This is a genomic window from Streptomyces sp. NBC_00190 (assembly GCF_036203305.1).
Lineage (GTDB): Bacteria > Actinomycetota > Actinomycetes > Streptomycetales > Streptomycetaceae > Streptomyces.
This window is the reverse complement of the sequence record NZ_CP108131.1, coordinates 6,976,067-6,993,103: the sequence shown is the minus strand read 5'-3', so window position 1 is coordinate 6,993,103 and position 17,037 is coordinate 6,976,067. Positions and strand designations below refer to the sequence as shown.

Annotated in this window: 17 protein-coding genes and 3 pseudogenes; 14 read left to right on the top strand and 6 right to left on the bottom strand. The window is 73.0% G+C overall.

Translation table 11 applies throughout. The features are described from left to right. The first annotated feature begins 7 nt into the window (after positions 1-7). The 9 genes from OG429_RS32675 (at position 8) to OG429_RS32645 (ending at position 7,843) form a co-directional block, all read left to right on the top strand. Positions 8-847 (top strand): alpha/beta fold hydrolase, encoded by an 840-nt coding sequence (locus OG429_RS32675; RefSeq protein WP_328928856.1) that lies wholly within the window; start codon positions 8-10, stop codon positions 845-847. Then, the gene (locus tag OG429_RS32670; RefSeq protein WP_328928855.1) at positions 844-2,007 is read left to right on the top strand and encodes a glycosyltransferase; all 1,164 of its coding nucleotides are present in this window, start codon (positions 844-846) and stop codon (positions 2,005-2,007) included. The genes OG429_RS32675 and OG429_RS32670 overlap by 4 nt, the downstream gene beginning before the upstream one ends. After that, complete coding sequence (locus tag OG429_RS32665; protein WP_328928854.1) at positions 2,004-3,896, top strand: class I SAM-dependent methyltransferase; 1,893 nt, start codon at positions 2,004-2,006, stop codon at positions 3,894-3,896. The genes OG429_RS32670 and OG429_RS32665 overlap by 4 nt, the downstream gene beginning before the upstream one ends. Continuing rightward, positions 3,893-4,801 carry a galactokinase gene (locus OG429_RS32660; protein ID WP_328928853.1) on the top strand — a complete coding sequence of 303 codons (909 nt, stop codon included), beginning with the start codon at positions 3,893-3,895 and terminating at the stop codon, positions 4,799-4,801. Before OG429_RS32665 ends, OG429_RS32660 begins: the two co-directional genes overlap by 4 nt. Before the next feature lie 25 nt (positions 4,802-4,826). Further along, positions 4,827-6,092: an alkaline phosphatase family protein gene (locus tag OG429_RS32655; protein ID WP_328928852.1), complete on the top strand. Its 1,266-nt coding sequence runs from the start codon at positions 4,827-4,829 to the stop codon at positions 6,090-6,092. Positions 6,093-6,207: 115 nt separating this feature from the next. Continuing rightward, positions 6,208-6,447, top strand: coding sequence for a hypothetical protein (locus tag OG429_RS41535; RefSeq protein WP_405677434.1), 240 nt, complete (start codon positions 6,208-6,210; stop codon positions 6,445-6,447). Beyond that, complete coding sequence (locus tag OG429_RS41530) at positions 6,414-6,686, top strand: hypothetical protein (RefSeq protein ID WP_405677436.1); 273 nt, start codon at positions 6,414-6,416, stop codon at positions 6,684-6,686. The genes OG429_RS41535 and OG429_RS41530 overlap by 34 nt, the downstream gene beginning before the upstream one ends. After that, positions 6,686-6,910 carry a hypothetical protein gene (locus OG429_RS41525; RefSeq protein ID WP_405677439.1) on the top strand — a complete coding sequence of 75 codons (225 nt, stop codon included), beginning with the start codon at positions 6,686-6,688 and terminating at the stop codon, positions 6,908-6,910. Before OG429_RS41530 ends, OG429_RS41525 begins: the two co-directional genes overlap by 1 nt. Positions 6,911-6,919: 9 nt before the next feature. After that, complete coding sequence (locus OG429_RS32645) at positions 6,920-7,843, top strand: SDR family oxidoreductase (RefSeq protein ID WP_328928851.1); 924 nt, start codon at positions 6,920-6,922, stop codon at positions 7,841-7,843. Here the strand turns inward: OG429_RS32645 and OG429_RS32640 are convergent. Then, positions 7,840-8,061, bottom strand: a complete 222-nt coding sequence (locus tag OG429_RS32640; RefSeq protein ID WP_328928850.1) for a helix-turn-helix domain-containing protein — start codon at positions 8,059-8,061, stop codon at positions 7,840-7,842. The two genes, OG429_RS32645 and OG429_RS32640, sit on opposite strands and share 4 nt — an antisense overlap. After that, entirely contained in the window at positions 8,061-8,552 is a 492-nt protein-coding gene (locus tag OG429_RS32635; protein ID WP_328928849.1) for a DUF2975 domain-containing protein, read from the bottom strand. The genes OG429_RS32640 and OG429_RS32635 overlap by 1 nt, the downstream gene beginning before the upstream one ends. A gap of 211 nt (positions 8,553-8,763) precedes the next feature. Here OG429_RS32635 and OG429_RS32630 point away from each other — a divergent pair. Further along, a pseudogene (locus tag OG429_RS32630) lies at positions 8,764-8,963 on the top strand (alpha/beta hydrolase); the annotation flags it as partial. On the opposite strand, the gene OG429_RS32625 reads toward OG429_RS32630, so the two are convergent. Both OG429_RS32625 and OG429_RS32620 read right to left on the bottom strand, forming a co-directional pair. Next, positions 8,916-9,473, bottom strand: a complete 558-nt coding sequence (locus OG429_RS32625; RefSeq protein WP_328928848.1) for a GNAT family N-acetyltransferase — start codon at positions 9,471-9,473, stop codon at positions 8,916-8,918. The pseudogene OG429_RS32630 and the gene OG429_RS32625 sit on opposite strands and share 48 nt — an antisense overlap. Before the next feature lie 210 nt (positions 9,474-9,683). Next, positions 9,684-10,454, bottom strand: a complete 771-nt coding sequence (locus tag OG429_RS32620; RefSeq protein WP_328928847.1) for a TetR/AcrR family transcriptional regulator — start codon at positions 10,452-10,454, stop codon at positions 9,684-9,686. 95 nt (positions 10,455-10,549) lie between these two features. Here OG429_RS32620 and OG429_RS32615 point away from each other — a divergent pair, with 95 nt between their 5' ends. Next, on the top strand, positions 10,550-12,811 hold the full coding sequence (locus OG429_RS32615) for an excinuclease ABC subunit UvrA (RefSeq protein WP_328928846.1): 2,262 nt from the start codon (positions 10,550-10,552) through the stop codon (positions 12,809-12,811). A gap of 46 nt (positions 12,812-12,857) precedes the next feature. On the opposite strand, the gene OG429_RS32610 is transcribed toward OG429_RS32615, so the two are convergent. Next, positions 12,858-13,901: an enoyl-CoA hydratase/isomerase family protein gene (locus OG429_RS32610; RefSeq protein WP_328928845.1), complete on the bottom strand. Its 1,044-nt coding sequence runs from the start codon at positions 13,899-13,901 to the stop codon at positions 12,858-12,860. A 26-nt stretch (positions 13,902-13,927) separates the two neighbouring features. Between OG429_RS32610 and OG429_RS32605 the strand changes: the two genes are divergently transcribed. Further along, positions 13,928-14,497, top strand: a complete 570-nt coding sequence (locus tag OG429_RS32605; RefSeq protein WP_328928844.1) for a dihydrofolate reductase family protein — start codon at positions 13,928-13,930, stop codon at positions 14,495-14,497. Here OG429_RS32605 and OG429_RS32600 read toward each other — a convergent pair. After that, positions 14,482-15,246, bottom strand: coding sequence for an AraC family transcriptional regulator (locus OG429_RS32600; RefSeq protein ID WP_328928843.1), 765 nt, complete (start codon positions 15,244-15,246; stop codon positions 14,482-14,484). The genes OG429_RS32605 and OG429_RS32600 overlap by 16 nt on opposite strands. On the opposite strand from OG429_RS32600, the pseudogene OG429_RS32595 reads away from it, so the two are divergent. Further along, positions 15,139-15,675: pseudogene (locus OG429_RS32595) on the top strand (MFS transporter); the annotation flags it as partial. The gene OG429_RS32600 and the pseudogene OG429_RS32595 sit on opposite strands and share 108 nt — an antisense overlap. A gap of 386 nt (positions 15,676-16,061) precedes the next feature. After that, a pseudogene (locus tag OG429_RS32585) lies at positions 16,062-16,801 on the top strand (site-specific integrase); the annotation flags it as partial. Between the last annotated feature and the right edge of the window lie 236 nt (positions 16,802-17,037).

Sequence of the window (17,037 nt, the reverse complement as noted above, 5' to 3'; positions counted from 1 at the left end):
GCCCGCCATGGCCGTCGTTCCTGCCAACTCCCTGAAATTCCACGTCCAGCGGCTCCCGGCCACCGCCGGGGCCGCCCGCCCCGACCGGCCCGTGGTGGTCTTCCTGCACGGCCTGGTCGTCGACAACCTGTCCTCCTTCTACTGTCCCCTGGCCGTGCCGGTGGCCCGGTCCGGGCACGAGGCCGTCCTCTACGACCTGCGCGGCCACGGCCGTACCGAGCGGCCCGCGAACGGCTACGACAGCGGCACCGCCGTACGGGACCTCTTCGCGCTGCTCGGCGCGCTGGACCTCGGGCACCGCCCGGTGCACCTGGTCGGCAACAGCTACGGCGGGACCCTGGCGGTGCACGCCGCCCTGGCCCGGCCCGACCTCGTCGCCGGTCTCACGCTCCTCGAACCCCCGCTCGGCGGAGCCTGGGTGGAGAACATGGTGGACACCCTGTCGGCGGCCGCGCTCAGTCTGGAGGACAGCCCGGTACCGGCGGAACTGCTCACCCTGCGCCTGCGCAAGGCCGCCCATCTCACGGCCATCGCCGACGACCTGCTCAACCGCACCACGCTCATCGACGACATCGCCGCCGGCCGCACCTTCACCCCGGCCGACTACGCGCGGCTGCGCTGCCCGGTGCTGGTCGTGTGCGGCGAGCACTCCGAACTGGTGCCGGGCGCCCGGGAACTGGTCCGCCACGCACCGGACGGCACGCTGCGGATCCTGCCGGACCTGGGCCACGACGTCCTCAAGGAGAGCAGCGGGGCCCTGCGGGAGGCCGTGCTCGCCCATCTCGACGCGACGGCCGCGACGGCTGCTGTGGCGGCGGGGCCGCGGGCGGGAGCGCTGGTCCCATGAGGGTGCTCTTCACGGTGCCGCCGCTGGCGGGGCACGTCAATCCGACCGTGGCCGTCGGGGCCGAACTGGCCGCGCGGGGGCACGAGGTCGCCTGGACGGGACCGGCCGCGGCGCTGGCCCGGCTGCTGCCCCCGTCGGCCCGGATCCTGCCCGCCGGCGAGGAGGCGGGCGGCGGCTACGCGACGCTGCACGAGCGCTGGCGCGACCTGCGCGGGGTCGGGGCGCTGCGGTTCCTGTGGGAGGAGGCGCTGGTGCCGCTGGCCCGGGCGATGGTCCCGGGGGTGACCCGCGCCGTCCACGAGTTCGCACCAGACCTGCTGGTCGCCGACCAACAGGCCCTGGCCGGGCCGCTGGTGGCCCGGCGGCTCGGCGTCCCGTGGGCGACGTCCGCCAGCACCTCGGCCGAACTCACCCGGCCCTTCGCGGACTTCCCGAAGGTCGGGGAGTGGGTGGCCGGGCAGATCTCCGGCCTCCTCGCGGAGTTCGGGTCACCGGCGCCGGACTGGGATCCGCGGTTCTCGGACCGGCTCGTGCTGGTCTTCTCCACTCCCGAACTCGTCGGAGCGCGGGACGGCTTCCCGCCGCACCACGCCTTCGTCGGTCCCGCCTTCGGGGCCCGGCCGGCCGCGGCGGGGTTTCCCTGGCAGCGCCTGGATCCGGCCCGGCGGCGGGTGCTGGTGTCGCTGGGCACGCTCAACCAGGAGGCCGGCGGCCGGTTCTACGCGGCGGTACTGGGCGCCGCCGAACGCCTCGCCGAGGAGGTGCAGCTGGTACTCGCGGCGCCGGCCGCGCTGGTCGGGTCCGTGCCGGGGCACGTCCTGCTGCAGGGATGCGTCCCGCAGCTGGAACTCCTGCCGCACCTGGACGCCGTGGTCTGCCACGGCGGCCACAACACCGTCTGCGAGGCCCTCGCGTACGGGCTGCCGCTGGTCGTCGCGCCGATCCGGGACGACCAGCCGATCGTGGCCCGGCAGGTCGTGGAGGCCGGGGCCGGGGTGCGGGTGCGGTTCGGCAGGACCCGGGCCGAGGAACTGCGTGACGCGATCACGGCCGTGCTGGACGATCCCGGCCACCGCCGGTCCGCCCGGCGGATCCAGGCCTCATTCGCCGCGGCGGGCGGAGCCGCCGCCGCGGCCGACCGGTTGGAGAAGCTGCTATGACGCCACTCCCGAACACCCGGGTCCGGTGGACCTCCGCCGTCGTGCTGGCCGCGCTCGGCGCCGGCACCGTGCGGGCCGGCCGCCGGCTGCGGGCGATCCCGGTGCTGCCCGCGGTCCCGGCCGCCGCGGCCGGAGTGCCGCGGGCCGCCGGGTGGCGGCTGCTCGCCGCCCAGGGGGTCGAGCCCGACGCGGTCACCTTCCTCGCCGCCTGCGCGCACGCCGACCGGGAGGGGCTGCGGGTACTGGACCTGCTTCCGGCGGACCTGGCCACCGAGCGGGCCCTGGGGCTGCTGCGTCTGGTCGACCCCGGCAGCTACCGCCACGACCGGCTCGGCGAGGGGCGCGGCGCCGGTTTCGCCGTACTGGTCGCCGAGGAGGTGCTGGAGCGGGCCGGGTTCGAACCGGGTGAGCCGCGCCCCGGGCCGGAGGAACTCCTCGCGCTCACGCGGCGTTTGAAGGAGTACGCCGCCGGGGCCACGGGCCTGGCCGTCGCCCCCGCGCTGAGCTGCGGACCGCGGACCGAGGCGACCGGGCCCGCCCGGGCCGCCGAGCTGCGCGCACAGGGGCTGCCGCCGGGGGCGCTGGCCGCTGCCCAGCTCTCCGGGCTGGCCCTGCTGGCGGGCGTCGCCCTGCGCCAGGGCCGGTGGGGCGCCGCCGCGGCCGGGCTGTACTGGCTCCAGCCGTACCTCGCCCTCGGCGGGCCCGGCTCCCCGCTGCGCCCCGCCGACCTGGCCGTGGCCACCGCCGGCCGGCCGCTGCGCTCGCTCGGCGCCGCCCTGCGTACGGCCGCGGCGGTCGCCCGTACCCCGGCGGGCCGCGAGGGCGGCGGGGGCGGGAGTGAGGGCGCGGACGACGAGGCCGCCCGGGCGGAGGCCTACCGCGAGGACCTGGCCGCGGGCCCCGGGCGCTTCCTCGAACCGCGCCGCGCGGACTGCCCGTGGTGCGGCTCGCTGCGGCTCACCGTCCGGGTCCGGGTGCCCGACCTGCTCCAGGGCAAGCCCGGCCTGTTCATCCTGGAGCGCTGCGGGGACTGCGGGCACGTCTTCCAGAATCCCCGGCTGAGCCCGCAGGGACTGGAGTTCTACTACCGCGACTTCTACGACGGGCGCGGCGGCGAGGGAGCGGGCACGGTCTTCGGCCGGCTCGGCCCCGCCTACCGGGCGCGCGCCCGGATGCTCCTCCCCCACACGGAGCCCTCGTCCTGGCTCGACGTGGGCACCGGGCACGGCCACTTCTGCAACGCGGCGCGGGCCGTCTGGCCGCGGACCCGCTTCGACGGGCTCGACATGGGCGACGGTGTGCGTGCGGCCGAGCGCCGCGGCTGGGTGGAGACCGGCTACCAGGGCCAGTTCCCCGAGTTCGCCCCGAAGCTGGCGGGCCAGTACGAGGTGGTCAGCATGTACCACTACCTGGAGCACACCCGGGAGCCGCTGGCCGAACTGGACGCGGCGGCCACCGTCCTCGCCCCCGGGGGGTTCCTGACCATCGAGGTCCCCGACCCGGAGTCGCGCATGGCCCGGCTGCTCGGCCCGGCGTGGCTGCCCTGGTTCCAGCCGCAGCACCAGCACCTGGTGCCCGCCGCGAACCTGCGCGAGGCGCTGGCCGACCGGGGATTCACCGTCCTCGCCGAGGAGCACGGCCCGGCCCACCAGGGCAACGACTTCGTCGGCGCGGTGGCCCTCACCGTGACGCGGCTGGCCCCGGACCCGGACCGGCCGTGGGGCCCGCCGGCCACGCCCCGTGCCCGGGCCCTCGCCCACACCGTGCGGGCGGCGTCGCTGCCGTGCTTCGCCGGCGCGGCGGTGCTGGACGCCCTGCGCACGGCTGCCGCCCGGGCCACGGACGGCGGCAACGCCTACCGGATCCTGGCCCGCAAGGAGCTCCTGTGACGGCCGCCGCGGGCGACCTGGCCCGCCGGGCGACCGCCGATCCGCTCTTCCGCCTCGTCGCCTACGCCCTGGAGGCCGCGCACGGCCGGCCCCCGGCCGCCGTGTGGAGCGCCCCGTACGCCTTTCACCTGGGCTCCCCCGAATTGGTCGCGGCGGCGAGCTGGCCCACGGCGGCGGCCGCGGCCCCGCGCACCGACGGCCTGGTGCGGCTCAGTTCGTTGGGCCATCCCGCGGACAGCTGCGATCTGCCGCTGACCCTGTCCGGGCCGCCGCCCGCGGCCCCCGCGTGGGCGGTCCGGCCGTACGCCGTGCTGCGGGCGCTGGCCCGGGCCGGTTACGGCCGCGGCGGCACCGACCTGCACGTGCAGGGCTCGCTCACGGCGGCCGCCGGGCTGGCCACGGCGGAGCCCGCCGAGTGCGCGCTGGCGCTCGCGGTGGCCGACGTACACACGGGGCCGGACGAACGGCCGGACCGCGCGCACCTGGCCCGGCTGCTGGCCGAGGCCCTGCCGGACGGGGACGACGCCCTGCGCCGGGCGGTGCTCTTCGCCCGGCCCGGCGAGGCCCTGCTGCTGGGCGCCGGGCCCCGGGCGAGCCGGAGGTACGTCCCCTTCGACCCGGCCGTCTCGGGAGCGCGGCTGGTGCTCGTGGCCGTGCGCGGCGACGACGGGGGCACGGGCCCGGCGGCGGAGCTGGCGCGGGCCGTGGCCTGCGCCCGCCGGGCCGGGGCGCTGAGCGCCTGGCCGCCCGGACCGGAGCCGGGGCGAAGCGTGCTGGTGCTGCTGCCCGAGGCACGGCTGACGGCGGTACGGGCGGCGGTCGCGCGGGAGTTCCGCGACCGAGGACGGCCCGTACCGCGGTTCCTGAACATCGCCGTGGCCGGTGCGGCCCGGCGCGAGGAATGACACCACCTGCGAGGAGGAACCACCCATGCCCCTTCCCTCACCCACGACCCGCCCCAGACGCGGGGCCCGCTGGTCCGCGCTCATGGCCGGAGTCGGCGCGCTCGGCCTGCTCGGCGCCTTCACCGTGGCCAACTCCCAGGCGGCGGAGAGCGGTTCCCCGACCGGGCCGGCGGCCGCCGCCGCGGCCGCGCTGCCCGCGTACGACCACGTGGTGGTCGTCGTGTACGAGAACAAGCAGTACGGCGAGATCATCGGCAGCGCGAACGCCCCGTACATCAACCAGCTGGCGAACGCGGGCGCGAGCCTGACCGGCATGAAGGCGCTGACCCACCCGAGTCAGCCCAACTACTTCAACCTCTTCTCCGGCGCCACGCAGGGCATCACGGGCGACGGCTGCTACACCCCGCAGTCGATGACGGCGGCGAACCTCGGACAGGAGCTGATCACGGCCGGCAAGACCTTCGCGACGTACAACGAGGACCTGCCGGGCGAGGGGTCCACGGCCTGCACGAACGGCCAGTACGCGCAGAAGCACAATCCGTGGTTCGCCTTCAAGAACGTGCCGCTGAACACGGGGAAGACCTGGACGCAGTTCCCGCAGAACAACTTCGCGGCGCTGCCGGACCTGTCCTTCGTGGTGCCCAACCAGTGCAACGACATGCACTCGTGCTCGGTCGGCACCGGCGACACCTGGACGAAGAACAACATCGACGCCTACGCCCAGTGGGCGAAGGCCAACAACAGCCTGCTGGTGCTGACATGGGACGAGGACAACTACCTCGGCTCGAACCAGATCGCCACCGTCTTCTACGGCGCGAACGTCAAGACGGGCAAGTACACCACCGCTTTCAACCACCACCACCTGCTGCGGACCTTCGAGGACCTCTTCGGCACGGCCACGCACGCGGGCAACGCGGCCAACGTCCAGCCGATCAGCGAGGTGTTCGGCGGATCCACGCCGACCCCGACACCCACACCCACGCCCACTCCGACACCCACGCCGACCCCGACGCCGACGCCCACCCCGGGTGACCTGAAGCTCGCCGATCCCGGCCCGCAGACCTGCAAGTTCAACCAGTCCTGCACCATCCAGCTCAGCGCCACCGGCGGCAAGTCCCCGATCCGCTACGCGGCCACCGGCCTGCCCTGGGGCCTGAGCGTCGACGCCGGCACCGGCCGGATCAGCGGCAAGCCGTGGGGCAGCGGCACGGTCCAGGTGACCGCCACCGCCACCGACTCCACGGGCGCGACCGTCACCGCCGCCTTCCCGCTCACCGTCAACTGGTTCTAGACGCCGAGGAGGCATCCGTGTACCTGTCGACCAGCCGTGCCGCGGACATCGCCGGGGAGGCTCCGGCCCGTGGGGCCCCCTGCGGGCCGTCCCCGGCACGGTGTTCGCGCTCGGCATGGTCAGCCTGCTCACGGACGTCTCGGCGGAGATGGTCACCGCCGTCCTGCCGCTGTACCTGGTGGCCGGGCTCGGGATGTCCCCGTTCGCGTTCGGCGCCCTGGACGGGCTCAACCAGGGCGCCACCGCGCTGCTCCGCCTCGCGGGCGGCCGGGTCGCGGACCGCACCCGCCGCCGCTGGCCGCGTTCGGGGTGCTGTGGGCCGTGGTCGACGGGTACGCGGCCGTGTTCACCGTGAGCTGCTGCGTCGCGGTGCTGGGGGTGGTCGTGCTGGTCCTGTTCGTACGGGAGGCCCCCGCGCCGGCCGTCCGTACCCCGCTGCCGGGAGTGCGCACGCTCGTACGGGTCCCCGGGCTGCGGCGGCTCTGCGCGACCGCGGCCGTCCTCGGCCTGCCCCGGTCCCGGCCGGTCCACCGCTCGTCGTCGGCGTCCTCGTACTCCTCGGCCTGTTCTACGCCGCCACCGACGGGGTGCTGATGGCAGCGGCCGGGCCGCTGCTCCCGGCCGAACTGCGCACCACCGGGCTCGCGGTGCTCCAGACGGCGCAGGCGCTGGCCCGGTTCGCGGGTTCCCTGTTCTTCGGGGCGGCCTGGACGCTGTGGGGGCCGGGTCCGGCCCTCGGCGCGGCGGCCGGCGGGCTGTTGCTGTCCCTGGCGGCGGTCGCCGTGTCCGGCGGGCCGGGGAAGGGGGATGCGCCGTAGGGTCGGGCCATGGCGGACACACAGCGCACGCTCGAAGGCAAGGTCGCCCTCGTGGCCGGGGCGACGCGGGGCGCGGGCCGGGGCATCGCGGTCCAGTTGGGCGCGCGGGGCGCGACCGTGTACGTGTCGGGGCGCAGCACCCGGGGGAAGCGGTCCGAGTACGACCGGCCCGAGACGATCGAGGAGACCGCCGAGCTGGTGACGGCCGCGGGCGGGCGGGGGATCGCGGTGGTGGCCGACCACCTGGTGCCGTCCGAGGTCGAGGCCCTGGTCGCGCGGATCGACGGCGAGCAGGGCCGCCTCGACGTCCTGGTCAACGACATCTGGGGCGGGGAGCTGCTCTTCGAGTGGGACAGCACGGTGTGGGAGCACGATCTGGACAAGGGGCTGCGGCTGATGCGGCTGGCGGTCGAGACCCATGCCGTCACCAGCCACTTCGCGCTGCCGTTGCTGCTGCGCGAGCCGGGCGGGCTGGTGGTGGAGATGACGGACGGCACCGCCGAGTACAACGCGAGCCGCTACCGGGTGTCGTTCTTCTACGACATCGCCAAGTCCTCGGTCCTGCGCATGGCGTTCGCGCTCGGTCACGAGCTGGGCCCGCGCGGGGGGACGGCGGTTGCGCTGACGCCGGGCTGGCTGCGCTCGGAGATGATGCTCGACACCTTCGGTGTGACGGAGGAGAACTGGCGGGACGCGCTGGCGACGGTCCCGCACTTCTGCATCTCAGAGACCCCGTCGTACGTGGGCCGCGCGGTCGCGGCGCTCGCCGCGGACCCGGACGTGGCGCGCTGGAACGGGCAGTCCCTCTCCAGCGGGCAGCTCGCCCGGGTCTACGGCTTCACGGATCTCGACGGCAGCCGCCCGGACGCCTGGCGCTACATGGTCGAGGTCCAGGACCCCGACCGCCCGGCGGACGCGACCGGCTACCGCTAGTCGCCCGCGGCGTCCTCGGCCTCCCAGCGCAGCAGGTCGCCCGGCTGGCACTGGAGCACCTCGCAGAGCGCGGCGAGCGTCGCGAAGCGCACCGCCTTGGCGCGGCCGTTCTTGAGTACCGCCAGGTTGGCGGGCGTGATCCCCACGCGGTCCGCGAGGTCACCCACGGACATCTTCCGTTTGGCCAGCATCACATCGATGTCGACGGCGATCGGCATCAGATCACCTCGTCCAGCTCGGCCTGCATCTGCGCCGCTTCGGCGTCGCGCGCGACGGCCTGGGCGAGCAGCATCCGCAGCACGAGCACGATGAGCGCGACCCCCAGGATGGCCACGCCGACCCCGCCCATGATGACGGTGACGCCCGGGTCCTCCCGCTGGCCCGGAGCATTGATGACCGTGACCGCGAACCACAGGAGGGCAGCCGCCACGATCGCACCGATCACGCCGTCCACGTACCGGAAGGCGGCGTGGGAGAACACGGTTCCGCGTCGCACCATCGCCACCAGCCGCCACACGCAGACCAGGGCGACCTGGGCCGACACCATGCCCAGGATCGTGATCACGCGCAGCGGGGTCAGCGGGAGCGACCCGTCCTCCGGGTCGCTCCCGCTGACCAACACCCACACCATCAATACCTGTACGAACACGGTGCCGACGAGCACCACCGCGAGCACGGCGCGCAGCGCACGCACTGTCAGCTTTCCCATGACCCAGCCTCCCATCGAGTTGCGATGGGAATCTATCGAATTTCGATAGGTGCAGCAAGGGCCGGGGCGGAGGACGGGTGGCACTCCCCCACCGCGGCGGGACGCCGCCACCCCTCCCCCGGCATGGCGTTCGCGCGAACCCTGCACTACTGGAGCGCATATCGAAAGTATTTCCGGAGTGGTCGTCGAGCCGCTCCACTACGGTGCGGCCATGGCGAACTTTGCGCTGATTGCAGGTGCGCGACTCGGATCGTGGGCGTGGGACGATGTGGTGCCGCATCTGCGTGCGGCCGGCCATGGCATCCACCCGCTGACGCTATCGGTGTCCCAAGCGGTCAGGCCGCCGGGCAGATCGGCGACCGGCTAGCGCACATGGTCTTCCTTGACTCCAGCGTTCCGGCCGATGGTCAGGTTTCTTTCCCAGAACACTTCGTCGCGCCATGCGCCGTCGGCGTAGAAGTGGTCATGGGCGATGCCCCAGGAACTGAATCCGTGCTTGCGGAGGATCGCCAGGGACGCGAGGTTCTCCAGCTGGGTGTGCGCCTCCAGTCGATGCAGCTTCAGCTCGTCTTCGGCGATCCGCAGCGCGAGGCCGACGGCTCGGCCCGTGTGCCCGAGTCCCTGGTAAAAAGAAGAGACCCAGTAGCCGAGGAATCCCTTCTGGAACGGGCCGCGCAGGATCGAGCTGATGCCGACCTGCCCGATGACGGTCCCGTCGCAGACCACGACGCCGGGCCACGCGAGCCCCTGGCGATGGGAGGCCAGAAGGGACTCGATGACCGAGGCTTGCCCGTCGGGCGTGTAGAACTCGGCGGGCCTCGCGGGCAGCCAGCGCGCATACGCCTCCTTGTCCCGGGAGAGCAGCTCGGCGAGTGCGGGGCCGTCGGAGGGCTCGATCAAGCGAATCGACGTGGAGTTCACGGGTGCTGTGCTGTCCTGTCGGCTGCGGTGGTCGGTCGGTCGCGCGGGAGTCCTACGGCGATGGCCGGCTGGGGCATGGACAAGCCGACTTCTGCGGTGACCCCGCCGAGCTCGACGACGCGCTTCGGCACACCGTACGCCGCCGTCGGCCCGGCCGCTCGGGGGAGGTCCGCCGGCGAACGCTGAAGACCCCTGGCCATTGGACAGACCTCAGGGCCCCTGCCCGGCCTCCCGGTTTCCGATCAGGCGGGCCAGGCCGTCCAGGACGCAGCGGAGGCCGAAGGCCCAGACCGCATCCGGGTTGTACGCGCCGGCCGCGCTGCCGACCCGGCTCGCGAGCGGGTAGCGCTCGGGGTCCAAGGCCCGCTCCAGCAGCGGTGCACTGACGGCCCACCACTCCTCGTCGCTCTGGCGGCTGTTGTGCTCGGCGGCGTCGGCCGCGGCCAGCGCGTTGGCGTGGACGAAGCCGAGGAGGTGGGTGAGGGCGGCGTCCATCTCGGTGTCGGTGAGCCCGATGCCGTCGAAGGCCGCCAGCTCGCGCTCGTACTTGGCGATCACGCCGGGGCCCAGCGGCGGGCGGGTGACGGAGAGGCCGGCGATCCAAGGGTGGCGGCCGAGCAGGTCGCGGTTGTCGTCGGCGACGCGGGTGACCTTCACCGGCCACGTCTCGCCGGGGCCCGCCTCCCGGCGGTCCATGTACCGGTACGCCTCGTCCAGCATGAGGTCGAGCAGCTCGGCCTTGCCGGGGACGTAGGTGTAGAGGGTCATCGGCGTGACCCCGAGCCGCTGCGCCAGCGCCCGCATGGTCAGTGCGGCCAGCCCCTCCGCGTCGGCGAGGGCGATCGCGGCGCGGACCACTGCGTCCACGCTGAGCCCCTGCCGCGGGCCGCGCCGACCGGGCCGCGGCTCCTGCCCGGGCTCGCGCCACAGCAGCTCCAGCGTGCGGACGGGATCGCCCGCACCGCTCTGGTCCTTCGTCATTTCCGGCCCCTCCGAGCATGCGGCCAATAATGTTCTACTACGTATAGAGTACAGTGTAGAAAGTAAGCTCGAGACACCGCACCGCGAGGAGTTCCGTGCAGATCGCCGCCGACAGTCATCAGGTCATCCAGGTCCGCGGGGCCAGGGAGAACAACCTCGCGGACATTTCCCTCGACATACCCAAGCGCCGGCTCACCGTCTTCACCGGGGTATCGGGTTCAGGGAAGTCCTCCCTCGTCTTCGGCACCATCGCCGCCGAGTCGCAGCGCATGATCAACGAGACGTACACCGCCTTCATCCAGTCCTTCATGCCCAGCCTGGGCCGGCCGGACGTGGACGGGCTGCACAACCTGAGCGCGGCCATCGTCGTGGACCAGGAGCGGATGGGCGCGAACTCCCGCTCCACCGTGGGCACCGCCACCGACGCCTACACCATGCTGCGGATCGTCTTCTCCCGGCTCGGCGTACCCCACATCGGCACGTCCACCGCCTTCAGCTTCAACACGCCGGACGGAATGTGCCCGCGCTGCGAGGGCATCGGCCAGGTCTCCGACATCGCCGTGGACCAGCTCGTGGACCGCGAACTCTCGATCAACGAGGGCGCGATCACCGTGCCGGGCTTCGCCGTGGACTCCTGGTACTGGCAGATCATGGCCAATTCCGGCTTCTACTCCGCCGATACGAAGCTCAAGGACTTCTCCGAGCGGGAGTGGGCCGACTTCCTGCACAAGACCCCGGTGAAGGTGAAGGCGGGGTCCAACAACTTCACCTACGAGGGCCTGATCACCAAGATCCAGCGGACGTACCTGTCCAAGGACCGCGAGTCCATGCAGTCCCACATCCGGGCCTTCGTGGACCGCGCCGTGGTGTTCACCGACTGCCCGGACTGCGGCGGCGCCCGGCTCTCCGCGGCCGCCCTCTCCTCCCGTATCGACGGGGTGAACATCGCCGAGTGCTCGGCGATGCAGATCAGCGACCTCGCCGCCTTCATCCGCCGGATCGACGACCCGGGCGTGGCGCCGCTGCTCGGGAACCTCCGTGACCTGCTCGACTCCCTCGTCGAGATCGGGCTCGGCTACCTCAGCCTGGACCGCCCGTCCGCCACCCTCTCCGGCGGTGAGGCCCAGCGGGTGAAGATGGTGCGCCACCTGGGATCCTCGCTCACGGACATCACGTACGTCTTCGACGAGCCGACGACCGGACTGCACCCGCACGACATCCAGCGCATGAACGACCTGCTGCTGCGGCTGCGCGACAAGGGCAACACCGTCCTCGTCGTCGAGCACAAGCCCGAGGTCATCGCCATCGCCGACCACGTCGTGGACCTGGGTCCGGGCGCGGGCACGGCGGGCGGGCAGCTCTGCTACAGCGGGGACGTGGCCGGGCTGCGCACCTCCGGCACCCTGACCGGCCGGCACCTCGGACACCGGGCGCGGCTGCGGGAGCAGGTGCGCGCCCCGCGCGGCCACCTGTCGGTCAAGGGCGCCGACCTGCACAACCTGAAGGACGTCAGCGTGGACGTGCCGCTGGGGGTGCTGGCGGTGGTGACCGGGGTCGCGGGCTCCGGGAAGAGTTCGCTGATCCACGGGTACCTGGCCGGGCGGGACGGGGTGGTGGTGGCCGACCAGTCGCCGATCCGCGGTTCGCGCCGCTCCAACCCGGCGACGTACACGGGCCTGCTGAACCCGATCCGGACCGCCTTCGCCAAGGCCAACGGGGTCAAGGCGGCGCTGTTCAGCGCCAATTCGGAGGGCGCCTGCCCGAAGTGCAACGGCCTCGGACTGGTCTACACGGACCTGGCGATGATGGCCGGGGTGGCCTCGGTCTGCGAGGAGTGCGAGGGCCGGCGGTTCACGCCGGAGGTGCTCACGTACCGGCTGCGCGACAGGAACATCAGCGAGGTGCTCGACATGCCGGTGGCGGAGGCGTACGAGTTCTTCACCACCGGGCAGGCGCGCGCGATCCTGGGCCGGCTCGCCGACGTGGGGCTGGGATATCTGCGGCTCGGCCAGCCGCTCAACACGCTGTCGGGCGGCGAGCGCCAGCGGCTCAAGCTCGCCATCAACATGGCGGAGAAGTCCTCCACCTACATCCTCGACGAGCCGACGACCGGGCTGCACATGGCCGACGTGGACAAGCTCCTCGCCCTGCTGGACCGCCTCGTCGACGGCGGGAACTCGGTGATCGTCATCGAGCACCACCAGGCGGTGATGGCGCACGCGGACTGGCTGATCGACATCGGCCCGGGCGGCGGCCACGCGGGCGGCCAGGTCGTCTTCGAGGGCACCCCGGCCGCCCTGGTGGCCGGGTCGGACACGCTGACCGCCCGGCACCTGCGGGAGTACGTGGGCTCGTAGGCCGCGTTCGGCCCGGGGCGCCCGGCGCGCCCCGGCCAGCCCCGGCTCAGCCGAAGGTGAGCTCGCCCGCGCCGAGCGGGGCGAAGAACCGCTGCACGTCCGCGTCGGCCACGTCCGCCAGGGCGGGCGGCGACCAGCGCGGCCGGCGGTCCTTGTCGACGACCTGGGCCCGGATTCCCTCCACCAGATCGTGGGAGGGCAGGGCGTTGCAGGAAACCCTGAACTCCTGGGCCAGGACCCGCTCCAGTGAGTCGAGGGCCGCCGCCCGGCGCACGGCGGCGAGCGTGACCTTCAGCGCGGTCGGGGACTTGGCCAGGATCGTCTCGGCGGCCTCCTTGGCGGCCGGCTCGCCCTGGCCGAGCAGCCGGTCCACGATCTCCTCGACGGTGTCCGCGGCGTAGCAGTGGTCGATCCAGGCCCGCCGGTCGGCGAGGTCACCGGCCGGCGGCGCGGCGGCGTACCGGGGCAGCACCTCGTCGACGGGGGCCGCGGCGAGACCGGCGGTCAGCTCGGTGAGCCGCGCGGCGGGGACGAAGTGGTCGGCGAGCCCGCACAGCAGCGCGTCGGCCGCGCCCACGGCCGCGCCGGTGAGGGCGAGATGGGTGCCGAGCCGGCCCGGGGCGCGGCCGAGCAGCCAGGTCCCGCCGACGTCGGGGACGAAGCCGATGCCGGTCTCGGGCATGGCGACGCGGGAGCGCTCGGTGACGACGCGGACGCGGCCGTGGGCGGAGACGCCGACGCCGCCGCCCATCACGATGCCGTCCATCAGGGCGATGTACGGCTTCGGGTAGCGGGCGATGCGGGCGTTGAGGCGGTACTCGTCGCGCCAGAAGTCCGCGGAGGCGGTGTTCCCGGCCTTGGCGTCGTCGTGGATGGCCCGGATGTCGCCGCCCGCGCACAGGCCGCGCTCACCGGCCCCGCGGATCAGCACCTGGTGGACGGCTGGGTCCTCGGCCCAGCTGGTGAGGGCCTCGTCTATCCGCAGCACCATGGGGTGGGTGAGGGCGTTGAGGGCCTTGGGGCGGTTGAGGGTGACCACCCCGGTCCGGCCCTCGATGTCGAACAGCACGGTGTCGTCTTCGGTCTTCACACCGGTCAGTATGTAACGTCACCCCCATGCGGAAGATCGTCCTCATGTTGTCGGTCTCCCTCGACGGATACATCGAGGGACCCGAGCGGCAGATCGACTGGCACGTCGTCGACGACGAGCTGCACCAGTACTTGAACGACGAGATCCGCACGATGGGCGGACTCCTGAGCGGCCGCGTCACGCACGAGCTGATGGCCGATTTCTGGCCGACCGCCGACGCCGACCCCGCGATCACCGGGCCGATGGCCGAGTTCGCCGGCATCTGGCGGTCCATGCCGAAGTACGTGTACTCGCGCACCCTGCCGGAGGGCAGGACCGACTGGAACACCACGGTCGTCCGGGACGTCGTACCGGCGGAGGTCGCCGCGCTCAAGGCGGCCCCGGGCGGTGACCTGGCACTGGGCGGACCCGATCTCGCCGCCTCGTTCCTGCGCCACGACCTCGTGGACGCGTACCACATCTGTGTGCACCCGGTGCGGATCGGGCGCGGCAAACCGCTCTTCCCGCCCGTCGGCTACGGCCCGGTGCCGCTGCGCCTCGACGCCACGCGCACCTTCGGCAACGGCGTCGTACTCCTGCGCTACGGACGCCCGTAGGCCCCGGGCGTCTGCCCGAAGGCCTTGCGGAAGACGTCGATGAACGCGCTCGCGGACGACCAGCCGCAGCGGTGCGCGACCGCCGTCACCGGGGTGCCGACCGCCAGCAGCCGCAGTGCCTGGTGCAGTCGCAGCTGGGTGCGCCACTGCGGGAAGGTCATGCCCAGCTCGGCCCGGAACAGCCGGCTCAGCGTCCGCTCCCCCGCCCCCGCCCCCGCATGTGCGGCGAGCGCGGCCAGCCCGCGCGGGTCGGCCGGATCGACGTGCAGGAGCGCGCACACCGCCGCGAGCCGCGGATCGGCCGGGGCGGGCAGGTGCAGCGGCTGGAGCGGCGAGGCCCGCAGCTGGTCGAGGAGCACCCCGAGCAGCCGGCGCCGCTCGGGGCCGGTGTCCTCGGGCGCGCGCGTGTAGGCCAGGATCAGCTCGCGCAGTAGCGGGCCGACGGCGATCACGGCCGGCCCGTCCAGGGACAGCGGGTTGAGCCGGGTCGGCAGGCCGACCGAGTGCAGGTCGGTACGGCCGAAGGCGCGGTGTTCGTGCACCGTCCCGGCCGGGATCCACAGGGCCCGGGTCGCGGGGGCCACCCAGGTGCCGGCGTCGGTGGTGATGGAGAGGACACCGGAGCCCGCGTAGGCGATCTGATGGTCGTCGTGGCGGTGGGGATCGATCCCGACGTCGGTGTCGAGCTCGCGGATGCTGGTCGCGGCCCGCGGCGTGTGGCGGATGCCCTGCTGGCGGTTTTTCTGCATCACCAGGCAATTTATCGGAAGCGCGACGCCCCCGGCGAGGGCGATCCTCGATCCGTGAAGCCAGTGATCAGAACGACTCCGGTCCGGCGCCGTACCGCCGCCCTCGCGGCGGGCCACTCGTGCGTGGACGTCTACCAGGGCGCCGTCGCCGCGCTCGTCCCCTTCCTCGTGGCGGAGCGCTCGTACGGATACGCCGCCGCGTCCGGCATCGTGCTCGCCGCCTCGCTGCTCTCCTCCGTGGTCCAGCCGCTCTTCGGGATGCTGGCCGACCGCCGCCCGGCGCCCTGGCTGATACCGCTCGCCACCGGCGCTGCCGGGCTCGGCATCGCGCTGGTCGGGCTGGACGCCGGCTACCCGGCCACGGTGGCTGCCGTGGCCCTGTCGGGTCTGGGCGTCGCCGCCTACCACCCGGCGGCCGCCCGCGTGGCGCCCGCCCGTACGGACAGCTCGCGGAGCAACTCCTATCCCCCGCCGAGCTGTTCGCCGGCAACACCGGCGGAATCATTGCCGGGCTGCTCCGACGCCCACTGAACGACCGCCCAGACGGCGGAACTCGCCGCAGGGATCAAGGAGTTCACGTCCGCGTACGGGCCTCCCACCACCCTCGCGCTCTGCCCGGACCGCCGCACCCCGGCCGACGGATGCGCTCGCTGGCCGAAGGACGGTTCAGCTCGCCGAGAGTCCCGGAGACCGGGCTTGGTTCAGGGGAGGGTGGCACCGAGTGCGATGAAGCCGAGCCGGGTGGCGGCGAGCTTGGTGCCCCTGGGACCGAGCCTCTCCTGGCCGGAGATCCGGGCCCGGCCGGCCAGCCCGTACACGTGCTGCGTGAGCATGGCGCGGAAGGCCCGGGCGTCGCCCGCAACGTCCGCACCGGTACGCCGCGCCCCCGCCGATTCGAACCGCTCACGGCGGATGAAGCTCGCCAGTTCCTCGCTGTCGTCCGCAACGACCGCCTGTTCACGCTTTACGAACTCGCCCTCCACACCGGCCTCCGCAATGGCGAACTCCTCTGTCTCCAGTGGGAAGACTTCGACCTCAGTGCGGGCACTGCCAGCATCCGCCGTACCCTCCAGCCACCCAGACCGGTGGCCTTACAGCCCTGCCGGCCAAGACCCGCGCATCCGAACGACGCATCGCGCTCCCCAGAGCATGCATCCACTCGTTGAAGGAACACCGTGAAAGCCAGGAAAGGGAACGCGAGGCGGCAGCCGGGAGCTGGAAGGACAACGGCCTCGTCTTCAGCACGCCGGCAGGAGGACCGATTGATCCTGCGAACCTCAATCGCAGCTTCCGCGCTCTCCTCGATCGGGCAGGGCTCCGCCGGATCCGCTTCCATGACCTGCGCCACTCGACGGCCACCCTGCTCCTGGAGCAAGGAGTCGACCTCGTCGTGATCAAAGAACTCCTCGGCCACGCCCACATCGGCGTCACCGCCGGTGTCTATGCCCACGTGAGGCTCCGCCTCCAACACCAAGCCATCAACGCACTGGGCGACGCCCTCGGCCCGACCGGCGACGGTCCCGAGGGCCCACCCGCCACAGCGGCCGTCCGCTGACGTTGCCGTCAGCGTTGCCGTCAGCGGGACCGGAGCCTGTCAGACACGTTCAGCATCCTTCGGCCATTCAAAGGACTGGGGTGGCGCCACCAAAGCAGCAAGAACGCTCCCGACGCTTTCATCAGTAAGAGCGATCAAGCTCCACCCGCCTCCCCGAACGGTGAATAGGCCAACCGGAGGGCCATCCTCGTCGAGAACCGCAAAGAAATCCTGCCATCCAAATCTATTCTTCTTGA